This window comes from Phycisphaerales bacterium, from assembly GCA_020852515.1.
Lineage (GTDB): Bacteria > Planctomycetota > Phycisphaerae > Phycisphaerales > UBA5793 > UBA5793.
Map to the genome: position 1 here is coordinate 67,585 of JADZAS010000011.1, position 21,907 is coordinate 89,491.

The 21,907-nt window shown below is 66.9% G+C and carries 13 protein-coding genes; 12 read left to right on the top strand and 1 reads right to left on the bottom strand.

The features are described from left to right. The first annotated feature begins 24 nt into the window (after positions 1–24). The 12 genes from IT430_05105 (at position 25) to IT430_05160 (ending at position 19,977) form a co-directional block, all read left to right on the top strand. Positions 25–1,386 carry a hypothetical protein gene (locus IT430_05105; protein ID MCC6907300.1) on the top strand — a complete coding sequence of 454 codons (1,362 nt, stop codon included), beginning with the start codon at positions 25–27 and terminating at the stop codon, positions 1,384–1,386. After that, a complete protein-coding gene (locus tag IT430_05110; protein ID MCC6907301.1) occupies positions 1,383–2,783 on the top strand; it encodes a sulfotransferase in 1,401 nt (466 codons plus the stop codon). Before IT430_05105 ends, IT430_05110 begins: the two co-directional genes overlap by 4 nt. A gap of 41 nt (positions 2,784–2,824) precedes the next feature. Next, positions 2,825–4,150 (top strand): hypothetical protein, encoded by a 1,326-nt coding sequence (locus IT430_05115; GenBank protein ID MCC6907302.1) that lies wholly within the window; start codon positions 2,825–2,827, stop codon positions 4,148–4,150. Between the two features lie 38 nt (positions 4,151–4,188). Then, positions 4,189–5,100 (top strand): ABC transporter permease, encoded by a 912-nt coding sequence (locus tag IT430_05120; protein MCC6907303.1) that lies wholly within the window; start codon positions 4,189–4,191, stop codon positions 5,098–5,100. A gap of 131 nt (positions 5,101–5,231) precedes the next feature. Continuing rightward, positions 5,232–6,743 (top strand): SPASM domain-containing protein, encoded by a 1,512-nt coding sequence (locus IT430_05125; protein ID MCC6907304.1) that lies wholly within the window; start codon positions 5,232–5,234, stop codon positions 6,741–6,743. Further along, positions 6,740–7,207 (top strand): hypothetical protein, encoded by a 468-nt coding sequence (locus IT430_05130; GenBank protein MCC6907305.1) that lies wholly within the window; start codon positions 6,740–6,742, stop codon positions 7,205–7,207. Before IT430_05125 ends, IT430_05130 begins: the two co-directional genes overlap by 4 nt. 75 nt (positions 7,208–7,282) lie before the next feature. Beyond that, positions 7,283–9,133, top strand: a complete 1,851-nt coding sequence (gene asnB / locus IT430_05135; protein MCC6907306.1) for an asparagine synthase (glutamine-hydrolyzing) — start codon at positions 7,283–7,285, stop codon at positions 9,131–9,133. A gap of 102 nt (positions 9,134–9,235) precedes the next feature. Next, positions 9,236–11,356 (top strand): methyltransferase domain-containing protein, encoded by a 2,121-nt coding sequence (locus tag IT430_05140; protein ID MCC6907307.1) that lies wholly within the window; start codon positions 9,236–9,238, stop codon positions 11,354–11,356. Next, entirely contained in the window at positions 11,353–13,383 is a 2,031-nt protein-coding gene (locus IT430_05145) for a glycosyltransferase family 4 protein (protein ID MCC6907308.1), read from the top strand. Before IT430_05140 ends, IT430_05145 begins: the two co-directional genes overlap by 4 nt. A gap of 21 nt (positions 13,384–13,404) precedes the next feature. Next, entirely contained in the window at positions 13,405–16,986 is a 3,582-nt protein-coding gene (locus IT430_05150; GenBank protein ID MCC6907309.1) for a methyltransferase domain-containing protein, read from the top strand. A 27-nt stretch (positions 16,987–17,013) separates the two neighbouring features. Further along, the gene (locus IT430_05155; protein MCC6907310.1) at positions 17,014–18,561 is read left to right on the top strand and encodes an ABC transporter ATP-binding protein; all 1,548 of its coding nucleotides are present in this window, start codon (positions 17,014–17,016) and stop codon (positions 18,559–18,561) included. 42 nt (positions 18,562–18,603) lie between these two features. Further along, positions 18,604–19,977, top strand: a complete 1,374-nt coding sequence (locus IT430_05160; GenBank protein ID MCC6907311.1) for a class I SAM-dependent methyltransferase — start codon at positions 18,604–18,606, stop codon at positions 19,975–19,977. Here IT430_05160 and IT430_05165 read toward each other — a convergent pair. Further along, positions 19,961–21,862, bottom strand: coding sequence for a hypothetical protein (locus IT430_05165; GenBank protein MCC6907312.1), 1,902 nt, complete (start codon positions 21,860–21,862; stop codon positions 19,961–19,963). The genes IT430_05160 and IT430_05165 overlap by 17 nt on opposite strands. Between the last annotated feature and the right edge of the window lie 45 nt (positions 21,863–21,907).

A 21,907-nucleotide genomic window follows, 5' to 3' on the forward strand; every position in this document is an offset into this window, starting at 1 on the left:
GGTGAAGAGGATCGGAAAGCAACGATGAAGATCGCGCTGCTGGGGCGACATTTTTCGGGGACCGTCGGCAAAGCGCATCGCGTCGATCTCGATCACCCGTTCATCTGCGAGCGGCTGGCGCGCAGCGCGGCGGTGCGATTGTGGGTCGACGGCGCGGAAGTTTCGCAGCCCACCGGCTCGCTTGATGAGGTCGTTACACTCGGCGAGGGCCGGTGCTTCATCGACGGGGCCAAACTGTGGATCTCCATCCCCGGCGATCGCCAGCCGCGGCAGGAGTCGATCGATCTCGTCGTCGATGTGCCGCTCACGACTGATCGCGACATGCACAGCACGGCGAGGCCGCTGCTCATCCTCGGGCCGCAGCGCTGCGGCAGCACGGCTCTGCAATGGGCGCTCGATCACTGCACGCCCTACAAAGCCCCGCGCGACCTGCGCGGCTATCTCGACAACACGCTCGAAGGCTTCTACCTCACCCAACTGCTCAAGTCGTTTCTCAACCACCCCCACTACTCGCCCTTCGGCAGCGATGCGGCGGGGCACTTCTGGGGCACCGGGCTCTTTCAGGATTGCGGCTTGAGCGGCGAGATGCTCGCACGCCTCGCGCAGCACATCGACTGGGCGTACTCGACGACGAGCGGCACACTGGGGACCTGGACAGACAAGTGCCCGGGATGGGACAGCGTGGCGATCGCGCCGCTGTTTTCCATGCTCTTCCCGCACGGGCACGTGTTCTTCCTCAGCCGCGACCCGGTCGGCAATGTGCTCTCCATCATGCGGCTGCGCGGCGAGTTGCCGGATGACCTGCCCGAGGAGCGGCGGCCGGCGGCGGTGGCGCAGGCGTGCGCCGGCTGGACGGTGGCGCACTACCTCTGGCGGCGCTACGTGCGGCCGATCATGCCCCGCGGCGCAGCGACGGAGATTTCGTTCGCGAAGTTTCGCAGACGCGAACCCGAGGTGCTCGCGGCGATCCAGGCCGCGGCGAATCTGAGCGATGAAGAAATTGAAGCGGTGTCGGCCGATCTGAATGAGCCGCAGGTGCCCACGCACGCCGTCGAGCGGCAGCGGTTGGACGACTGGGTCGTTCCCGCAATCTGGCACCTCTGCGGCAGCGAAGCAAAGCGATGGGGATACGAGAAGCCGGAGTCGGCCGAGGTCGCGGCCGATGCGCCGTCGCCGTGGCGCCTGCCGGTGCGCAATGCGTTTCTGCCAACGGTGTTTCACGCACTCTCGTGGCTGGGATTGACAACTGACGCGGTGAATGCGGCGGCGATGCACTTCGTGCCCGACTGGAAGCCGGTCAGCGAGCCGCAGATGCACGCCGAGGCCGGCGCGGGCTCGCTGCTTGCCATCTCGCTGCGAGAGAGAGAGAGTTCAAGACGAGAATGAACGAGACCGGACCCATCCTGCTGACACTGACGCCGCGGCACTTTCATAAGAGATTGGGTCACGGGCACGGGGTGCCCCTGCGACATTCGGCAGTGCTCGACCGCATCAATGGTCGATCGAAGATCACTCTCTGGCTCGATGGACGACCGCTCAACCGGTCTGGCGCCTCGGTTCAGGACGTTGCCGAGCACGGCGACGGCCGCTGCCACCTCAATCTTCCCTACGAAAACGAAAGTATTCCGCGCGAGCAGTGGTGCGGCATGCTCTGGATATCGCTGCCGGGGAATTCGGAACCTCGCGAGTACGGCAGAGCGATCGTCGTGGAACTCGGCGAAGCGCCGCGCGAGTCAGTGTCGGCGGCGGCTGGAGGGCCGCTTCTTATCGCCGGAGCGCAGCGCACTGGAACGACGGCGCTCCTCACCGCGCTCGACACGGCGACACCGCTGCGAGCCCCGCAGGACGCGTGCATGCATCGCTGGCACACTCTCGAGGGATTTTTCACGATTCAGAGCGCCCTTCACTGGTTGACACATCCATTTGTCTCCGCGCTCGGCGGCGACGGCGAGCAGCGCCGCTTCCGCACGGGGATGTTTGACGACAGTTCGTTCGCCAGCGCCATGCTCGACTCACTCGCAGAGCACATCGACCGAAGCGGTCGCATGCTCGCGGGGGGCGCTCCGCGGTGGGTCGAGAAGTGTCCGGGCTGGGAAACTTCGTCAATCGGACCGCTCTTCGCGGCCCTGTTTCCGCGCGGCCGCGTCATCTACATGACGCGCGATCCAGTGTCGTGCACGATGTCCATTGCACGCCTCGAGGGCTCGCTTCCGCGGGCGCTGGATAGCGAAGCGGCGTTGCGGTCGATCGTCCGAAACAGCAGCGTCTGGGTGGTGTCGCATCTCATCTGGCGCCGATACGGCCGACCGCGACTGGGATCGGACCGCATGCTCGAGGTGCCGTTCCATCTCTTCCAGCGCGAGCCGGCGGAAGTAGTGCCGTCGATTGCCCGGCTCCTTCAACTCGATGAGAAACAAGGCGATGCCCTGCTTGCGGCGCTGGGACACATTCCAACGCCAAGGCACCCGATCCGCGTCGAAGAAATCGATCCGGCTGTGCCGTCGCTTATCCGCCGACTGTGCCGCAATGAGGCGGCGCGCTGGGGATACGAGATGGGCGAGTGCGAGCCGGTTAATGCGCCGATGCTCGAGCAGGTCTGCAGCCTCTACCGGGGCCAATTGTCGCGCATGCTCGATTGGTACCAGTTGCGATCCGATGTGGCGCAGGCATTCGTCGAAGCGAATGTGCAAGGCGCAGCAGATGGTCTTGCACCTTCCGATGAACCGCCACTGCCCGCGCCCGGGCCGCTGCTGGCGGCCCGGTTGGCTCGTGAGCCGGCGTGATGCGGGGCCGGCGCGCGGCGGCCGCGACTACGATGTTGGCGATGCAGAAACCCGGCCGGGTCATTGTGAACACACCTCTGGCGCGCCTCGTGGCGCTGCTGCTGGCCCTGCTGGCTGCGCGGCAAGGCGCGGCGCGCCAGGGCGATGCGCCGCCGGGGGCAAACGCCGTCATCATCGAGCCGGGCGACGTGCGGCCGCGCGCGGGGCTGGCGTACACCATCAACCTGCCGCTGAGCGCCAACGAAGGAGACTACAGCGACGCCCTGCGGCGATCGAGCTGGGTGCTGCTGGAAGATTCCACCGCGCTCGGGCCAGCGCACGGGACGCACAAAGACGTCGAAACCCTCGGCCGAGGCCGCTACTCGCACTGGAAGAACGCCCTGATCTTCTCGAGCTCCGACGGCAGCGACCCGCGCACCAACGGCAGGCACTACGTGCTCATCAAGACCGCCGACGAGACGGGCCGGCGCGTGCACTTCTGTGCCCCGGGCGCCATGCTCATGGTGCGCCAGGGCGACCGGCTCTGGTGGCCGGATGGCGAGGCCTATGAGATGTTCGTGCCGCGCTGGGGAGCGCGCCGGCCGGAGGTGAACCCGCAGCGACCTCGCATTGAGGGCTCGATGCTCGTGTTCGACGCGCCGGGCGAATACGGCCTGCGTGCGGCGGGCCGGGTGGCGCGCGTGCTCGTGCTCGACGATGACGCCGCAGTGCGGCCCCGGCAGATCGTCGGCTTCATCGCCGCCAACACCACCGGCGGGCGCGAGGATGAACTCACGGCCGAGGAGAGCGAAGCCAACTGGCCGCTGGTGCTGCGCCACCACTTCGACCGGCTGTTTCAGAGCGATGCAAGTCTTGACGTCGCGTGCGGCCGTGCGGCGCTGCTGGCCGAACTGCTCTGCCGGGCCGCAGGATTCGAGACGCGCTACTGCGGCTGGATCGGCGATGACCCGCGCTACGCGGCCCACGTGGGGCTCGAGATCTACAACGCGCAGCGCGGCCAGTGGGAGTACTACGACCCGCACTTCGGCGTCGCCGCCCGCAACCGCGCTGATGGACTGGGCCTGGCGCTGAGTCTGCAGCGGCTCTACGCCGGACGCGAAGCGGATGCGGTTGCCGTGCTGGTGGACAAGATGACACCCGAGGGCCTCGCCGAGCAGTGGGCGTCGTACGGGGCCGCCGTGCAACTGTGGGGCGACCGATCGCGGAGCACCTCGACGGTGCTGCTCATGAATGATGCCGTGCCGCCGACGATCGAGCCGGATGCATTTGCCGAGACGGAGTTCCTCTCGGCGTCGCGCGACCTGGCGACGTTTCGCGCCCGGTTCTACGGCCCCGCGATCGCGGCCGGCGGAGAGGACCAGCGCTGAGCCGCCCCGACCCGGCCGCGGCTAGGATCAGGCCATCAATGACCGCCACCGATGTTTCGAGCCATTCCGTGCTGTCGTATTGCTTTGACGTGCTCAAGTCGATCGTGCTGCTGCCGCTGACCATCGCGGCCGTATTGCGCGACATTGCGCGCGACGTGCGGCGCTACCGGCGGCTGCTGCTGGAGATGACCTGGCGCGAACTGGCCGACCCCTTTGCCGGGTCGTTCCTCGGCGTGACGTGGTCGGTGCTGCATCCGCTGCTGATGATGGCGGTGTACGCGACGGTGTTCGCGATTATCTTTCGTGGATCGCCGGAAGCGAATGCGCACGGGTTCGACTTCACCATCCAGATGATCTCGGCGTATCTGCCGTGGATGGCGATGACCAACGCCGTGCTGGCCGGGTGCAGCGCCGTGCGCAACAAGGCGAACCTGGTCAAGCAGGTGGTCTTTCCGCTCGAGGTGCTGCCGATCAAGACGGTGCTCGCCAACCTCGTGCCCCAGGTGATCGGCACGATCTTCCTGTTCATCTACAGCCTGATCCGCTTCCACGAGGTGCCGTGGACGTGGGCGCTGTGGCCGGTGATGTTCGGCCTGGAGGTGCTGCTGCTGTGCGGGCTGGTGATGATGGTCTCGTCGATCGGGGTGTACCTGCGCGACCTCAAGGATGTGCTGCAGGTGGCGTTCATGGTGCTCTTCTACGCCACCCCCGTACTCTACACCGAGAAGACGCTGCACCCGGACAACCCGACGGTGCTCAAGGTGATCGACGGCCTGCTGACGTACAACCCGATGAGCCTGATCGTCCGGCCGTTCCGCGACATCTGCTTCTTCGGAGAGATCAGATACGGCTGGACCTGGCTGCTCTATCCAATCGTGGCGGTGCTGCTGCTGGTGATCGGGTACCGCACCTTCCGCAAGCTCAAGCCGCACTTCGGCAACGCGCTGTGAGGCCTCCTCGCGGGCAGAGAGGGCCCCGCGCGGCTGATCCCGGCGGAAGCGGCGCTAGTATTAGCTGAATCCTGCCATCGCGGCCGAGGCCGCGCCGGGCCCGCGGCCCAACGATCCCCGGAGCATTGAAAATGGCCTTTGCCGTCTCCCTTCCTGTGTTCGGCACCAGACCGCAGCAGCCGCTGCGCGTCGAGGCGGCGCAGAAAGAGTCCGGCCCGGCGATCCGGTCGATGCCCATCGACGCCGCCATGATCCGCCACGCCGGCGGCCACTGCTACAACGTCGATCTGCCGCTCAGCGCATTCGGCCCGGGCGAGGTCCCGGCCGGGGAGGTGCCCGGCTCGGTCGTGGAAAATGGCCGGCTGCTCGGCCCACCGGCCCAGTTGCATGATCTCATCCGCCTGCGCGGCGGCGGCCGTTACAGCCTGTGGAACTCGCAGACCAACAACGCCGTCACGCTGTTCTTCTCGAGCAGCGACAACACCGACCCGCGCAGCAACGGCCGGACCTACGGCGTCATCAATCAGCCCCTCTCGTTCGCCAACGACTGGAACCACTGGATGGCGCGGGGCTGGAAGAACCACTCGCGCGGGGCGTACTTCCTGCGGCGCGGCGGCGATCGCATCGCCCCGCCGCTCTACGCCAGCCTCGGCATCACCGATATCTGCAATCTCAAGTGCGGCATCTGCGGCTCGCAGAACATGCTCACGCCCGTCAACCGGCGGCACATGGATATCGGCATCTTCCGCAAGGTCGCCGACACGCTCTTTCCGCTGCTCGTCACCGTCGAACTCAACAGTCGCGGCGAACCCATGATCCACCCGCAGTTCACCGAGATGCAGGAGATCATGCTCGACTACGACATCTTCACCCGCTACCAGACCAACGGCACGCAGTTCGTCGCGCGCAAGTTGGCGCTGCTGGCCAAGACGCGCGGCGACGTGTCCATCTCCATCGACGCCACGGGTGACCTGTTCGAGTACGCCCGGACCGGCGCCAAGTGGGAGCAGGTGGACCAGGGAACGCGCAACCTGATGAAGGTCCGCGACCCGCAGCGACTCGGAGTCGGGCTGTATCCAACCCTCACTGCCAAGACCATCGAAGGCGCTGCGGCACTGGTCGACTGGGCCGTGGAAATCGGCGTCGATCGCATCGACTTCCATGTCTACGAACCGATCGAAGCGGGAGTCGAGCGGGCGCCGTCGCAGCAGCAGCTCGATGCGCTCAAGCAGTACGCTTCGCGCATCGATGGCAAACGCCCGATCCAGATCGCCGTCGAGTTCGAGATCGTCAAGCCGGGGCAGTTGCCGCCCGTCGATCGGCCGCTGCAGATGCGTTACGAGAACATTCCACGGCCGCTGGGCGCGGCGTCGGCGCATCCGGAGTACACGTGCATGGCGCCGATGCAGAACGTCGAGATCGACCTCGATGGCTGCGTGTGCGTCTGCTGCCGCACGCAGGATCGAAAACTGGGCAACGCGATGAGCGTGGAGGCGTTCGCCGACTGCTGGTTCGGCGGCGAGTACGAGGCGATCCGCGCTTCGCTGCGCCGCGACAGCCTCACGCCCCCGATCATCGACACCTGCCGCGGCTGCGTGAAGCACTACACGGCGGGCAGCGGGATTGTGGAGTTTGGATCGTGAGCAGCGCTTCGGCCACCATCTCAGAACCCGTCGACGGCGCGGCACAGCCCGTCGAGGCGGCGCGACCTGGGTTCGTGTATTACATCATCGCCGCGGCGGGATGCACGGCGTACAGCATCTGCCAGCTCGCCGCCGGACGCATGGATCCTCAGGTCAATGCCGGCAAGATGGTGCGCGGGATCTTCAGGCGGCATGTGCGCGGCCGGCTCGAACCGATCCATCATGAGACCGGGCACTGCTACACGTGTTCGGTCCCCAAGGGATTGGTGTCGGATGCCGAAGCCGTGTCGCGACTGATCATCTACGAAGACGGCGTGCCCATCGGCCCGGCCCACGCTTCGCACAACGACGTTCGGGCGCACGGCGGCGGGCGGTATTCGCACTGGAGCGGCTGGCTGTACTTCTCGACGCCGGACAACAGCGATCCGCGAAGTAACGGGCGGCTGTACACATACAGAGACTGAAGCGGGCTGTCGCCGGCGACTCGCAAACTGTGGGGGTAAGACACTCGAATGTGCGGCATCGCGGGATGTGTTGATTTGAACGGGCGCCTCGGACCGCAGCGCCTGCGAGCGCTGGTCGAGGCGATGAACCAGACGATGGTGCATCGCGGGCCCGACGACGCGGGGGTGTGGGTGGACCCGACCGGCCGCTGCGCGCTGGCCCAGCGGCGGCTGTCGATCGTCGATCTCTCCCCGCTCGGGCATCAGCCGATGGTCGATGACACCGGCCAGATCGGCCTGACGTTCAACGGCGAGATCTACAACTTCCGCGAACTGCGGCGGCGCCTGGAATCGCAGGGCCGCCGGTTCAGAAGCCAGTGCGATGCCGAGGTGCTTGTGCACCTGCTCGCCGAGCAGCATGAAGACCGGCTCGATGCGCTGCGCGGGATGTACGCACTCGCAATCTGGAACGCCCGGCAGCGTCGGCTCATGCTCGCGCGCGATCCCTTGGGCAAGAAGCCGCTCTACATCGCGCGCGGCCGGGGGTGGTTCGCGTTCGCCTCAGAACTGCGCGCTCTGGAAGTCATAGACGATCTGGACCGGACCGTGAGCCCTGAAGCGCTCGCGGACTACCTGCTGCTGCAGTACTTTCACGCCCCGCGCACCATCTATCGCGGCGTCGAGAAACTCGAGCCCGGCTGCTGGATGCTGCTCGATGATCAGGGGCGCGAGCGCTCCGGCCGGCACTTCTGCTTCGACGCCGGCTCCGGCGAACCCGGCGTGCAACTTGCCGGCCGCTATGAAGATCGCGTTGAGCAGCTCGATGCGCTGCTCACCCAGGCCGTGCAGCGCCGGCTCATGTCCGATGTGCCGCTGGGCGCATTTCTATCGGGCGGGATCGACTCGGCGCTGGTGGTGAGTCGCATGCGCCGCCTTGGCGTGCACACAAAGACCTACTCCGTCGGCTTTGCCGATTCGCCTGATTCCGAACACGTGCAGGCGCGCGAGATCGCCGCGCATCTCGGCTGCGAGCATCATGACATCGTGCTCAAGCCCGATGCGATCGAACTGGCGCCGATGATCGCGGCGAGTCTGGATGAACCCAACGGCGATTCGAGTTGCCTGCCGACATACTTGCTCAGCGAGTTCACCAGGCGCTATGTGACGGTCGCTCTTTCGGGAGACGGCGGCGATGAGATGTTCGGCGGCTACGGCCGGTACTTCGACACGCTCGCCGACGTCGCCGGGCGAGGCGGCGCGAAGGCATCCGATCTCTACCTCGGCCCGCGGCTGACGATCTTTCAGCCGCCCGATCTCGTGCGGTTTCTGGGCGAGGTTCCCGCCGCGACGCGGGCCGGCATCGACGCGTGGTCGGCAGACCTCGACCGGGCAGATCGGCCGCTGATCCACCGCATGCGCAATATGGATGTGCAAACGTACCTGCCCGGGGCGGTGCTGGCGAAGGTCGATCGGATGAGCATGCGGCACTCGCTGGAGGTGCGCTGCCCGCTTCTCGATTTCGACGTGGCCCGATTCGCGGCGGCGCTGGGTGAGGACGATCTGGTGACCGAGGCGCCGGGCGGCTGGAGCGGCAAGCGGATTCTCAAGGACCTGCTCACGCGCGAATTGCCGGCCGAGTGGGTGCACCGCCGCAAGAAAGGCTTCGGCCTGCCGTCGAACTTCTGGGATGGCCCGGCGCTGCGGACCTTTGCCCACGAGGTACTGGCCGGGCCGGATACGTGCCTGGCCGACTGGCTGGACCACGGCCAACTGAAGGCGTGGCTGATGGAGCAGGAGAATCCGCAGTGCTTCTCGATCTACCGCCTCTGGCCGGTTCTGATGCTTGAACTGTGGCTTCGGGGCGCGCGGGAGGGGCGAGGCCCGGCTCCTGAGCCGCTGGTGGCGGCGGGCGCGCGGCGCGGGGCCGCGACGGCTGCGGGCTCCTGAGAGCGCGGGCGGCCTGTTCCGGCGAAAGGGCTGTTGACTCATTGCTCGCCGAACCCTTCAATTCGGCGGGGAAACGCGGTTGCATCCGCTAAGGAAGCCCACATGCCTGCTCGGCTAGACAATGCCGCAGCGGCTCGGAGCGTGATCAGTCGGGCGGAGCAATTCGTCGCGCGCTGGCCAGGCGGCTACGGGCGAACGCTGTGGCAACGTGTCGCCATCATCCAGGACGAACCGGCCGACCTCGCACTCGGCCTCTGGTTTGCCTGCGCGGGCGCCCAGGTGCAGTTGTGCTGCCCCGACGCCTCGCCCTGGGTGCGGGAGCGCGATGACGGCCTGATGCCGATCCTGCTCGACGAAATCGCCCGCCGCGAGCCGCGCCTGCTCACGCAGCCGCTCGAAGGCCTGCAGCACAACAATTACCACCGGCGCTGGGGATTTGCGTATCTGCAGGGACGCGACGCCGAACTCGCCGAGCAGTTGACCGGCCCGGTCGAGGTCGTGCTCTTTGACGGCCTGGATCGGCTGTCGGGCGACCCGCGGGAAATGTTGAAGCGAATCCATGAGCGGACGCAGTGGAGTTCATCAATCGAGATCCTCCCGCGGACCGGCGAGAGCGATATTGACGCCAGACTCGACGCCATCCGGCAGGCGGCCCTTGAGGTCGGCTTCGGCTGCACGGGTGTGGATGGCGAGAGGGGTGCGGGACTGAGCCTGGTCCGCCTCGGCTCGCCGATGTCGGATCATCCGGTGCTGGACGATCCGACCATCATGGCCCACTGCTTTGCGCGCCTCGATGTCGCCGCGGCGCTGGCGAAGAACCGCACCATCCTCGACGCCGGCGGCTGGGCGGGCCTGGGAGCCGAGCGCTACCTGAAAGCCGGCGCCAAGCGCGTGGTCAATCTCGACATCTCCACCGAAGCGCTCGAACTCGGACGGCAGCGGCTGGGCGACGATGATCGCGTCGAATTCGTCCAGTGGGATTTGAACCAGTCGCCCCTGCCGTTCGAGGAAGCTTCGTTCGACCTCGTCGTCTGCCTCGAGGCGCTCGAGCACATTACGCAGCAGCGGCAGGCGGTGGCGGAGTTTGAGCGCGTGCTCAAACCCGGCGGGCTGCTGCTGGTGTCGGTGCCGGATCAGGATTGCGAAGAAACCTGGGCGCGACTGAACCAGCACGACAACGCTTTTCACCTGCACGTGCCGACGCGTGGCGAATTCGAGGCGTTGCTGGCGCGCTTCGAGTCCATCCGCTGGCTGCGGCAGGCCGATGTCACCGGTTCGATCGTGCTGGAAGATTCCGACGCCGCCCCGACGAACGGGCGCTTCGAGATCGTGCCGCAGTGGAGCGCTCGGCAGGCGCAGCCGCAGGTGATCATGGCGCTGTGCGCCAAGCAGGCCGGCGCATCGCGCAAGGCCCGGCGCGCGCCCAGGGTCCCCGCGTCGGACCTGCGCGTCTATGGGAGCCAGAGCGATCGCATTGTGCAGATGCGCATCGACGAGGCAACGCTCGACGCCTCGGTCCGCAAAGAGCGACTGGAATGGTGGTCGAGGGCCAACGCGCTGGAGGCGAAACTCCGCGGCGTTACCGCCGATCTGGAAGCGGCTCGCAGCGAGACGCGGCAGTGGCGCGATCGCGTGCAGACGGATGAGAAGGTCGCCGCCCTCGAGGCGCGATTCGACGCCACGCACAAGGCGATCGAGTCGATCGCCGCCGAACTGGCGCAGTCGCGGGCCCAGCGCGAGCAGGAGAGCCGGCGCTGGCAGAGCGAGATCCACCACCACGCCAACGTGCTCAACGAAGCCCAGCGCCAGCGCTTTCAGGCGAGCACCGAACTCGAAAAAGTCCAGCGCCAGGCGAATGAACAGTCAGCGCAGGTGGCGCGGCTCACCAGCGAACTGGCCGCAGCCGCGGCGCGCAATGTGGAACTCGCGGCCCAACTGGAGGCAGCTCGCGAGTCGGCCCGCAAGGAGCTGGCCCAGGAGCGGGCGCGGCGCGAGGCCGATGCGGCGACGCATGCCGAACTGGCCGCCGCCGTCAAAGCGCTGACGACCCGGCTCGACGATGACCGGCGCACGCTGCTTCAACGGGTCGAAGCGCTGCTGGCGCAATCGCTCGAAGTTGTGGACCGCCGGTGCCTCACCGTCGAAGGAAAGGTCTACGATCTGCAGGACGATCTGGATCGCCCTGCCGTGAGTCCCCACCGCAACGGGAGTCCCTCCTCGTGAAGTCCCCCACCTTGGCGACCGGCGCTGCCAGCCGGCTCGTTCAGAATGAGTCCATTCCCGCTGAGCCGGGCGCGACGATCGACCTCGATGCGCTGGCCGCATCGGTGCGGCAATGGCACGATGAAGGGGGCGTGGCGGTTGCCTGCGGTCCGCTCGACGCCGGACCGTGGCTCGACTTATTCAACGCATTCGTCCTGGCGCAGGTCGCCGCGTGCGGGGCGCGGCAGATCCGCCATGATGCGCCGCTGTGGGTCCTGCACTCCGACGGACCGATCCCGCAACTGAATCGAGCAGTCGCCGTGCCGACGGGCGACTGTCTTGCGGTGATCCCCACATCGCGACAGAACATTACGGCTCGCGCGATGATGTGGCTCCGCCGCGCCGGCATCCGGCGGTTGTGGCTGCTCACCGATCGCGGCTGGTCTCTCGAAGATTCATCGGAGGTGCTCGCAGACCTTCTGGCGCGGCGGCGCATCAAGCCGCTGCTGCGGCGCCTTGCGCCGGGGTTGCTCGTGGACAGCGCCGCCATCGGCCGCGGGCTGGGCCGCTGGCTTTCGCAACGGGCACACGGGGCCGAACCGCGCGAGGCGCAACTGATCCAGCCGCTGGCCACGTCGGCCGGCCGCGACGCGGAAGTGATCTGGCGCGAAGCGATTGACGCGGACAACGCGACGTTTGAACCGCCGCGGCGCTCCGGCGGGCCGCTGCGCGTCGTGCAATACACCGGCTGCCTCTATTCGGGCGGCGCCGAGCGGCAGTTGTGCAACACCGCCATCGGCCTGCACCAGCGCGGCCACGTCTGCACGGTGCGCACGCAGCATGATCTGGATGATGAACACGGCCACTATCTGCCGCTGCTGGCGCAGCACCGCATCGACGCCGGCCGGGCCGGGCGCGGGCGGCAGGTGAACTCCGAGGCGCTGGCCAAGGTGCGGTGGGATCTTGTGGCGGTTGCGCCGCAAGCCATCCGCTCGTACGTGGCGAATCTCGCGATGGAACTGGCGGCAGATCCGCCGGACGTGCTCCACGCGTGGCTCGATCATCCGAACGTGATCGCGGCCCTGGCGGGCGTTGCGGCAGGCGTGCCGTGTATCCTGCTCAGCACGCGCAATTACAACCCGACGCACTTTCCGCGCTTCTACCTGCCGTTTGTCGATTGGTACCGCGTGGTCGGGTCGAGCCGGCGCGTGCATTGGCTGGCCAACTCGCACCGCGGGGCGGCCAGTTACGCCGAGTATGTCGGCATCGAAGAGTCGCGCTTTCACATCGTCTTCAACGGCCTCTTTCGAGACCACTTCGACCGGCCGACGCCGGCGCAGCGGCGCCAGGCGCGGCAGCGGCTGGGCCTGCCGGCCGAGGCCCCGGTGGTCGCGGTGGTCAATCGACTCGACGAAGAAAAGCAGCCCGAACTCATGCTCAAAGTCATCACGCTCCTGCGCGAGCGGCTGCCCAACGTCCGCGTCATCGTCGCCGGGAGCGGCCCGCTGGAAGGGCGCGTGCGCGAGATCATCGCGCGGCGGAACCTCGAGCAGACCGTCACCCTGCTCGGGCGGGTGAGCGATGTGGTCGGAATCATGAGCGCGGCCGATGTGCTGCTGCTCACCAGCCGCTATGAAGGATGCCCCAATGTCGCTCTTGAAGCGCAGCACGTCGGCGTGCCGGTCGTCGCGACGGATGCAGGCGGCACCTCCGACGCCGTCTCGCACGGCGTGACGGGCTACATCTGCGGTGTGGATGACGTGGCTGCGCTGGTCATCGGCCTGCAGCGCCTGCTCGCCAGCAGCGCGCTGCGCGAGCAGTTCGGCGTGGCGGCACAGGAATACGTGGATGCCTGCTTCAATCTCGATCTGATGGTGGATCTGACCTGCTGTGTCTACGAGCGAGCCTTGAGCGGCATGGAGCGCGGAGGCCGAGTCGAGACGCCGCGGCCGCGGCGCCAGGCGCCGGCCGCGACGCCCGCCGCATTCGAAGATGAGAAGTCGGCGCCGACGGTGCAGACCATCCGGCCGGCCGCCGTACGAACCTGAATGCAATCGAAGGATGAGTTGATGTCACAAACCGCCCCGCGCCTCTCTGGTCAACCTGTGCAGGTCGAAGCGCCGCTCAACGAAGCGGTGCTCGCCGAGGTGCGCTTCGCGCTGGACAACGGCTACGAGTACGCCAAGACCGTGGCGAACCACCTCGCGCGGCGGATGCATCCGCACCCTGACCTGACGAACCTGGCGATCGCGGAGCTGGGCACGCCGAATCGCTTTGGCCCGATGCTGGTGTGCCGCGCCTTTGGCGCCAGTGTCGCCGCGATCAACACGCACTTCGTGCCTTGGAACGATGAGGCGCCGGCGTTTCTGCAGGCGCTGGCGCAAACGGGCCGCGAAGAGTATCCCGAAGCTGACTGGTCCTGGATCGACGAAGTCATCGAAGCCGGTGCCTACGACGGCGCCGGCCTGAATCTGCACCAGGTTGCGAGCCTCTCCGGCCCGCTGGCGGTCGATGACGCTTCGTTCGACTGCATCGTCAGCAACGCGATTCTCAGCCAGGTCGATCTGCCGGCTCTGATGCGCGAGCTGGGCCGCATCACGCGGCCGAGCGGCTTTGGCATACACCAGGTCGATTTCCGAGACACCGCTGATTACAGCCGGCCGCTCGAGTTCCTCACCCTCAGCGAACAGGAGATCGATGCGCAGCGGCAGGCGGGGCGCTGGTCGCGCGGCAACCGGCTGCGGCCGGTCGAAATGCAGCAGGTCTTCCGCAGCATCGGCTTTCGCGTGGAGCATTTCGGACCCAACATGTTCGCCGACGAGGCGTATCTCAAGTCTCTGCGGCCGCGGCTTGCGCCGCGCTACGCACAACTGACCGACGAAGACCTCCGGCCCATCAGCGGCCGCTTCTACCTCCGCGCCATCACCGACGCCCAGGTGCGCGAAGACGTGGACTATGCGATTCGAATCGCGCTCGAGTACGTCGAACTCATCAGCCGCGAACTTGGGCGCGACGCAGCGGCCATGCCGCTGGCGGATCTGACACTCCTTGAATTCGGTCCGGGGCGGCACTTCGGCACGCCACTGCTGCTGCACTGCTACGGTGCGAGAGTTGCCGTGCTCGACAAGTACCTCGCGGACTGGGATGAGGTCTACCATCCGCGCTTCTATCGGTTCCTCCGCGAAGCGCTCGACGAACGGCTGCCGCAGCGCGACTGGTCCGCGGTCGATCGCATCATCGCCGCGGCGGATCACCTCCCCGACATCATCGAACAGGACCGCACCGACCTCGCGCACCCGCCCAGCGGCTTCCCTGACGCGTCCTTTGACGTGATCGTGTCCAACGCGGTACTCGAACACGTCGGCGACGTGCCGCAGACGGCGGCGGAGATGGCCCGGCTCACGAGGCCCGGCGGCATCAACATCCACCAGGTCGATTTCCGCGATCATCGCGATTTCACCCGGCCGCTCGAATTCCTGACCATGCCCGACGCGGCTTACCAGAAGCTCTTCGACGAGACGATGAACGGCAACGGCAATCGCGTGCGGCCGCACGCCATGGGCGATGACTTCAGAGCCGTCGGTTTTGATGTGCTTCGCTTCGACGCCAACATCTGGGCCGAGCCCGGGCACATCGCGGCCGTGCGGCCGCGCCTCCAGTCGCAGTTTGCTGCGCTCAGCGACGAGACGCTCGCGGTGGTGAGCGGCCGGTTCTTTCTCCGAAGGCAGGGCGCGCCCATGAATCGCAGCGCGCAGAAGAAGTACGCCGAAACGGATCTCCAAGAAGACCGCTGGGCCGTCCCCGGCGCCATCGACGAGCATGTGCGCTACGCCATCGTCAACGGCGTCTTCTACGCCTCGGCGATCGCGCGGCAGTTCGGGCGCGGCGTACTCGCGGGCGCACCGGCCGAGGCGCCAAAGCCCTACGGCGTGCTCTCCGATCTGGGCGGACTGAGTATCCTCGAACTCGGGCCGGGGCCGAACTTCGGCTGCATGCTCATCTGCAAAGCGTGCGGCGCGGAGGTCGCGGTGTTCGACAAGTACCTCGCCCAGTGGGATGAGAAATACCACCCGAAGCTCTACCGCGCGCTGCTCGAGGCCTGCGAGGCGAGCTTCCCCTATGCCGACTGGTCAGCGCTGCGGCGCATCATCGAACTCGGCCGGCATGACGAGGCAATCATCCGCAGCGCCTCGGGCGACCTCGCCGAGCCACCCAGCGCCTACGGCGACGGCGCCTTCGACGCGATCGTCTCCAACGCCGTGCTCGAACACATCGGCGATACAAACAAGATGGCCGGTGAACTGTCGCGACTGACGCGCGATGGCGGCGTGGGCATTCACCAGGTCGACTTTCGCGACCACGAAAAGCAGAACGAGCCGCTGACCTTCCTCACCGTGCCTGAGGACGAGTTCGCACAGCGATTCATCAAGTCCCGCAACAGCCAGGGCAACCGCGTGCGGGCTCACGAACTGGCCGACGACTTCCGCCAGGCGGGCTTCGCGGTGGAAGCAGTCGAGGCGAACCTGTTCGCCGCCTCCGAACACATCGCCGCGATGCGGCCGCAGCTCATCGAACGCTTCGCTGCGATGACCGATGAGCAGTTGATGGTGGTCAGCGCACGCCTGTTCGTGCGCAAGCCCGAGGCGGAGGTGGAAGAGCCGGACTCCATCGGCCGCGTTTTCGCCCAGCCCCGCGCCGATGACGTCGCCCACGCGCGCGATGACGAAGCCGAATTCACCGAGTGCATCAACGACCAGATCGGCTATTGCCTGCGAAATGCGATCGACTACGCCTACTGCATCGGCGAGCACTTCGGCCGGTTGACCGGCGGCATCCCCGATTTCACGAAGGTGCGGGTGCTCGAGAACATTCCCGATCTCTCCGGCCTGAGCGTGCTCGAACTCGGCCCGGGACGCAACTTTGGCAGCATGCTTATCTGCCAGGCGCTGGGCGCGCGCGTCGCCGTGCTCGACAAGTACCTCGCGCAGTGGGAGCCGGAGTATCACCCCGCGTTTTACGCGAAACTGATGCAGGTCGGCCGGCAGCGGCTGCCGCGGGCGCGCTGGGACGGGATCGAAGAGATTCTCGCGGCGGCACGTCACCCGCGGCGCATCATCTCGCAGCACGGCTGCGATCTGGCCACCCCGCCCAGCGACCTGCCCGACGCCTCGTTCGATGTCATCGTCTCCAATGCCACGCTCGAGCACGTCGGCGACACCTATCTCACCGCCTGCGAACTGTCGCGGCTGACCCGGCCGGGCGGGCTCGGCGTCCACCAGGTGGATTACCGCGATCACCGCGACTTCGACCACCCCTTCGAGTTCCTCAAGTGCAGCGAGGACGAGTACCAGCGCCTGTTCCTCCAGTCGCGCAACGAGAACGGCAATCGCGTGCGCTCTCACGAACTGGTCGAGGACTTCGTCAAGGCGGGCTTCGAAGTCGTGCGCGTCGACGAGAATCTCTTCGCCACACCCGCGCAACTGGCCGCGGCCCGGCCGCACCTGAACGGTCGCTTTGCCGCGATGACCGATGCCCAGCTGCTCGTGCTCAGCAGCCGCATCTTTGTTCGACGGACCGACCGGCCAGTTCCGGCCGGGGTGTTGTCGAGGCGAAGTGCGATCGGCTCGTTTGTGAAGCGGTTCGTAAAATGATGAACCGGATCCCGGCACAAGGCCGCCATGACTGAACTGCTGACCACCACAACCTCGCGGCCCATTGAAGTGGCGCCTCCGACGACTGAAGGCCGGCCAGCCGAAGCCGTCGAGGCGGTGCGCGCCGCCGCCCGAGCCGTGGCGTCAAAGAGCGAGCCGGCGATCCGCGTCTCGAACCTTTCCAAGCTCTACAAGATCTACCGCAAGCCCTCCCTGATCCTCAAGGAGATGCTGCTGCGCAAGCCCATGTATCAGCCGCGCTGGGCGCTGCGGGACGTGTCGTTCGAAGTCGGCCGGGGCGAACTCGTCGGCGTGGTCGGCGCCAATGGCGCCGGCAAGAGCACGCTGCTGCGCATCCTCGCCGGGACGCTCGATCACACGGAAGGCTCGTTTCACATCGCCGGGCAGTTGCGGGCCATTCTGCAACTGGGCACCGGCTTTCATGATGAGTACACGGGCCGCGAGAACATCTACATGGGCGGCTACTGCCTCGGCTACAGCAAGGCGGAAATCCGCGAAAGCGAAGAATGGATCATCGACTTCTCGGGACTGCGCCGCGTCATCGACCATCCGTTCCGCACGTATTCGAGCGGCATGAAGTCGCGCCTCACGTTCGCCGTCACCTTCTGCCGCAAGCCGGACATTCTCATCGTCGACGAAGCGCTGGCGACGGGCGATCTCGCGTTTCAGCAGAAGTGCACGAACCGGATCATCGACCTGTGCAGCGGCGGCGCCACGGCGCTGGTCGTTTCGCACAGCATGTTCTTCATCGAGACACTCTGCTCGCGCTCGCTGTACCTGCGCGAGGGCGAACTCGTGGCGGATGGGCCGAGCCGCGAGATCACCCAGATGTACGAGAAGCAGCTGCTCAGTGAATTCGCGCTCGAACAGGAGAGATCAAAGCGTCGCGAGCCAGCCTCGAGCGCTGCAAGCCGCCTCGAAGAACCCGCCTTCCCGCTCGACCGCCCGGCGCCGGATCGGGTTGTGCCCGCCGTCGGAGCGGAACTCGATTCTGAGAAGGACGACCCGACCTATCCACCGCTGCCCGCTGACATCCAGCGACTGCTCGATGACCCGGAAGACGTCTGCCCCGCAATTGCGCACCTCGAACTGGTGCGGCTGGTGCGTCTGCGCCTGCTCGACGGCGACGGCCGGGAAAAGGACCGCTTCCGCACGGGCGAGCCGATGGCGGTGGAAATCACCGTGGACAGCCGCGTCCGCAAGGACGGCATTGCGATCGGCGTTCAGATCTTCAACGAAGCGGACATCCACATCATCACCTCGACGAACCTGACGCAACTGAATGAACGGGGTAACCCGAGTCCGCAGCCGCTCAACATCCGCCGTGGCGTGCAGACCTTCCGCGTCGAGTTCCCGCGGCTGTTTCTGTGCGACGGCAAATACCACATCGGCGTGGGGATCGCGCCCAAGGCCAAGCACTTCACGCCGGCTGATCAGTTGCTTCGGCTGTGGCGCGTGAAATCATTCGGCTTCTACCGTGAAGACCTTCCGTTCAAGCAGATCTATGACCCGCCGTCGCGATGGCAGCGCCTGTGCAATGATCGCCGCGGCTGATGCGCCGCCGCGGACGCGCCGCGGAATGCGGGAGAGTCGCTGATGGGCCTGCCACTGCCGGTCGTGCGCCTTCTCGTGGAACACTGCCGCGCCCGGCCGGCGGGCGGCGCCGTGCTCACGCTGGGCGTCCAGGACATCGACGCCACCCCGGCCGAAGTCGATTCGCTCCTCGCGGGCGCGCCCCTTGCCGATGCGCCGGCGCCGCTTCGACCCGGCGAAGCGATCAAGCCTGATCGCTTCTTCAAGTCCCTTGGCTTCGGCGAATACCAGTCGCTCGACCTGCTGGGCTCGGAAGGAGCTTCGATCATCCACGACCTGTCGCAGCCGGTGCCGCACCGCTGGCGCAACCACTTCGAACTGGTCATCGACGGCGGCACGCTCGAGCACGTCTTCGACATCGCGGCCGCGCTGCGGCACATCGTCAGCCTGCTCAAGGTCGGCGGGGCGGCTTTCCACGTTTCGCCGCTCTCGGGCTGGGAGAACCACGGGTTCTATTCGATCAATCCGAAACTGCTCGCGCGGTTCTATCGCGCCAACGGATTCGAAGTCGGAAGTGCGCACGTGGTGCGGCTGACCAAAACCGGTTCGCTCCGCGCGGCGCGCATCGACAATCTCAACGACCTCGATGCGCCGCTTCAGGCCGACTCGCTGCGCGAATACGCGCTGCTCGTGCTCGCCGCGCGAAAGGCCACCGAGCCGGCGGCTATCATCGCGCCGATCGACACCCACCAGAAGGCCACGCCGGAGGCCGCCGGCCGGCTGCGCGACGATCTGCTCTACTGGCAGCAGGAGCAGGAATTCACGCGCGTCTGTGAGCAGGGCGAGGCGCTGTGCGGACCGGGGCCGCGCGACCGGTACTACGTGATCAAGGAGTACCTGACCTCACTGGGCCGGCTCGATGCAGACACCGCCGAGTGCGGCATCTATCGCGGGCTGGGCTCGTGGATCATTCGTCATTACGCCCAGCAGTTGCCGCGCTGCGCCGGCTATCGCCATCATCTCTTCGATTCGTTTGAAGGGCTCTCCACGCCCTCATCCGCCGACGCGCCGGCCGCCGGCGTGCGGCCGTGGCGCGCGGGTGATATGGCGTGGAGTCTCGAGGACGTGAAGCAGACGCTGGGGCGCTGGGATGATCTGACGTTCCATCGAGGCTGGATTCCGGAGTGCTTCGACGCCGCGCGCGACGCGAAGTTTTCGTTCGTGCACATCGACGTCGATCTCTACGAGCCGACGCGCGCGGCGCTGGCGTATTTTCATCCCCGCCTCGTCACCGGCGGCATCATCGTGATCGATGACGACGGCTTCCTGACATGCCCGGGCGCGCGGCGGGCGGTGGATGAGTTCAGCGCTGCGACGGGCCAGCGCCTGGTGCGCTTGCCGACGGGCCAGGCGGTGCTCATCAAGGCTGGGACGTAGTGGATTCGTCCTGCTCGGGCCAGCCGGGCAGAAGGCCGCAGTCTTCCCAATGCGCGTCGAGCGACTGGTGCGGCGCTTCGAAGCGGGCGCGCAGCAGGTGCAGTTCATCGAACCACTTGACGGGAATCCCGTGCGAAGCGCCGAGCACGTGCGTCGGGCACGAGAGCACGCCGAGGCGCTGCGAACTGCGATGCGGCCGCAGCGCGCGGGCATACTGGAGCAGGCGCGCCAGCGCCGCGCGCTGTTGCTGCTCGGACTCTGCATTGAGATAGAGATCCACCTCGCGGCCGGCGAGGGTGACGCCCCAGCAATCCATGAAGCCGCTGTAGTTCGGTGGGATGGGCTGGAATTGTCCGGTAGCCCGATCGCGATAGCCGAGGCGGTAGGCAACGGTCGGCTCAAAAAGCGTCGAGTGGTTCCAGTTGAAGTGCTGGTAGTTCGAGAATGGAAAGAAATCGGCGCTGTGCATGGCTGGTGCGACGGCGAGCATCGCGACGAGCCCCGCCGGCCAGGCCATCCACGCGCGCAGCGGCAACTCGGCGGGCGCTGGCTCAGGCGCCCGGCCCGGCATGAGACGCCGCCATGGAACCAGCACGCTCAAACCGGCAAGCGCCAAAGGCAGAAACAGAATGCCGCTGGTGAAAAAAATCACCGCGTGGGCGGCGATCATCATGCCCGGCACGATCCAGCGCGCCAGGCGCGACAGCAGCGCCAGCGGCCAGGCCAGTTCGAGTACCATGGTCAGCAGCGCTGAGGCTTCACCCAGCCAGGGCCAGCGCAGGAAGAGGTCGCGCAGGCCGCGTGCGATGCCGTCGAGCCAGTCGGGCGGACTCGATCCCATCCAGACGATCATCGCCGCGTAGAGCAGTTCAAGGTGCACGACTTTCCACCATGGTCCGTCGGTGATGACCTTCGACCAGCCGCAGATGAAGTACACGGCCGCGATGTACGCAGCCAGGGCGAATCCCAGTGCCGTGGCGGACGCTGAGACCGATCGGCCCCCGCGGGTGACAGCGCGCCAGGACGCCGGCCAGAGCGCCGCGATGACCAGCAGCGCTAGCATCGGATCGACGTCGGGAAGCTGACCCCGAAAGCGGTACGCCGTCCATTCGACGAGCAGCGTGACGGCCAGCGCGAGCCACAGGAGCCACCGGCGCAGGAGCGCCGCGGCCAGGAGTAGCAGCGCCACGGCCGCCGCCTGAACGACGGCGAGTTTCAGGGGGGTACTGAGCAGCGCCGAGCCGAGCCACTGGACACAGCGATCGAGCGCGCTCGGCGAGAGCGTGTGCAGCGCCGGGCCAATGAGGAGACGGGGAATGGCGGCATAGTCGGCGCTGGCCTCGCGCCATGCAATGTACACCAGCGCCACGCGCAAGATGCAGCGAAGATCGAATGGAGAGAACTGGATGGCGCCGGCGCTCAGCCGGGACGCGAGGCGCGGCCGCAGAGAAGCCACCGCGCCGCAAACGAGGTAAACGCCCGCGATCGCCAGAAACGCGGCGAGGTAGTTCGACCACGGCGCATCGCGCATCACGCGCTGAAGCAGCGAGCGGCGGAGGATAAGAAGGTACGCGCGGCCATTGGCGCGCGGATCGGAATTGTCGGTTGCGGAAAAGTAGAGCGTCGAGCCCCAAGGCGAGTACCGACCGCCGCCGGCGCTGCGGATGGCGCTGTGCATGTGGTCGATGGTGAGCGGCCGGCCGTCTTCAGTCAGGCTCACGCCGCGGCCGGGAAGCGGGCGACTGAAACCAAGGTCGGCGGCGCGAGCCGTGTAGCCGTAGCCGCCGTTGGAGCGGATGAGCGTCGGTTCAATCGGTCCCAGACGCAGCGCCGGCGCCGGCAGCAGGGGCGCGATGATCAGCAGCAGCCCGAGCAGCGCGACCATCCACGCGCGTCGGCGCCCCGGGTGAGTTGATGAGTCAGGTGCGTG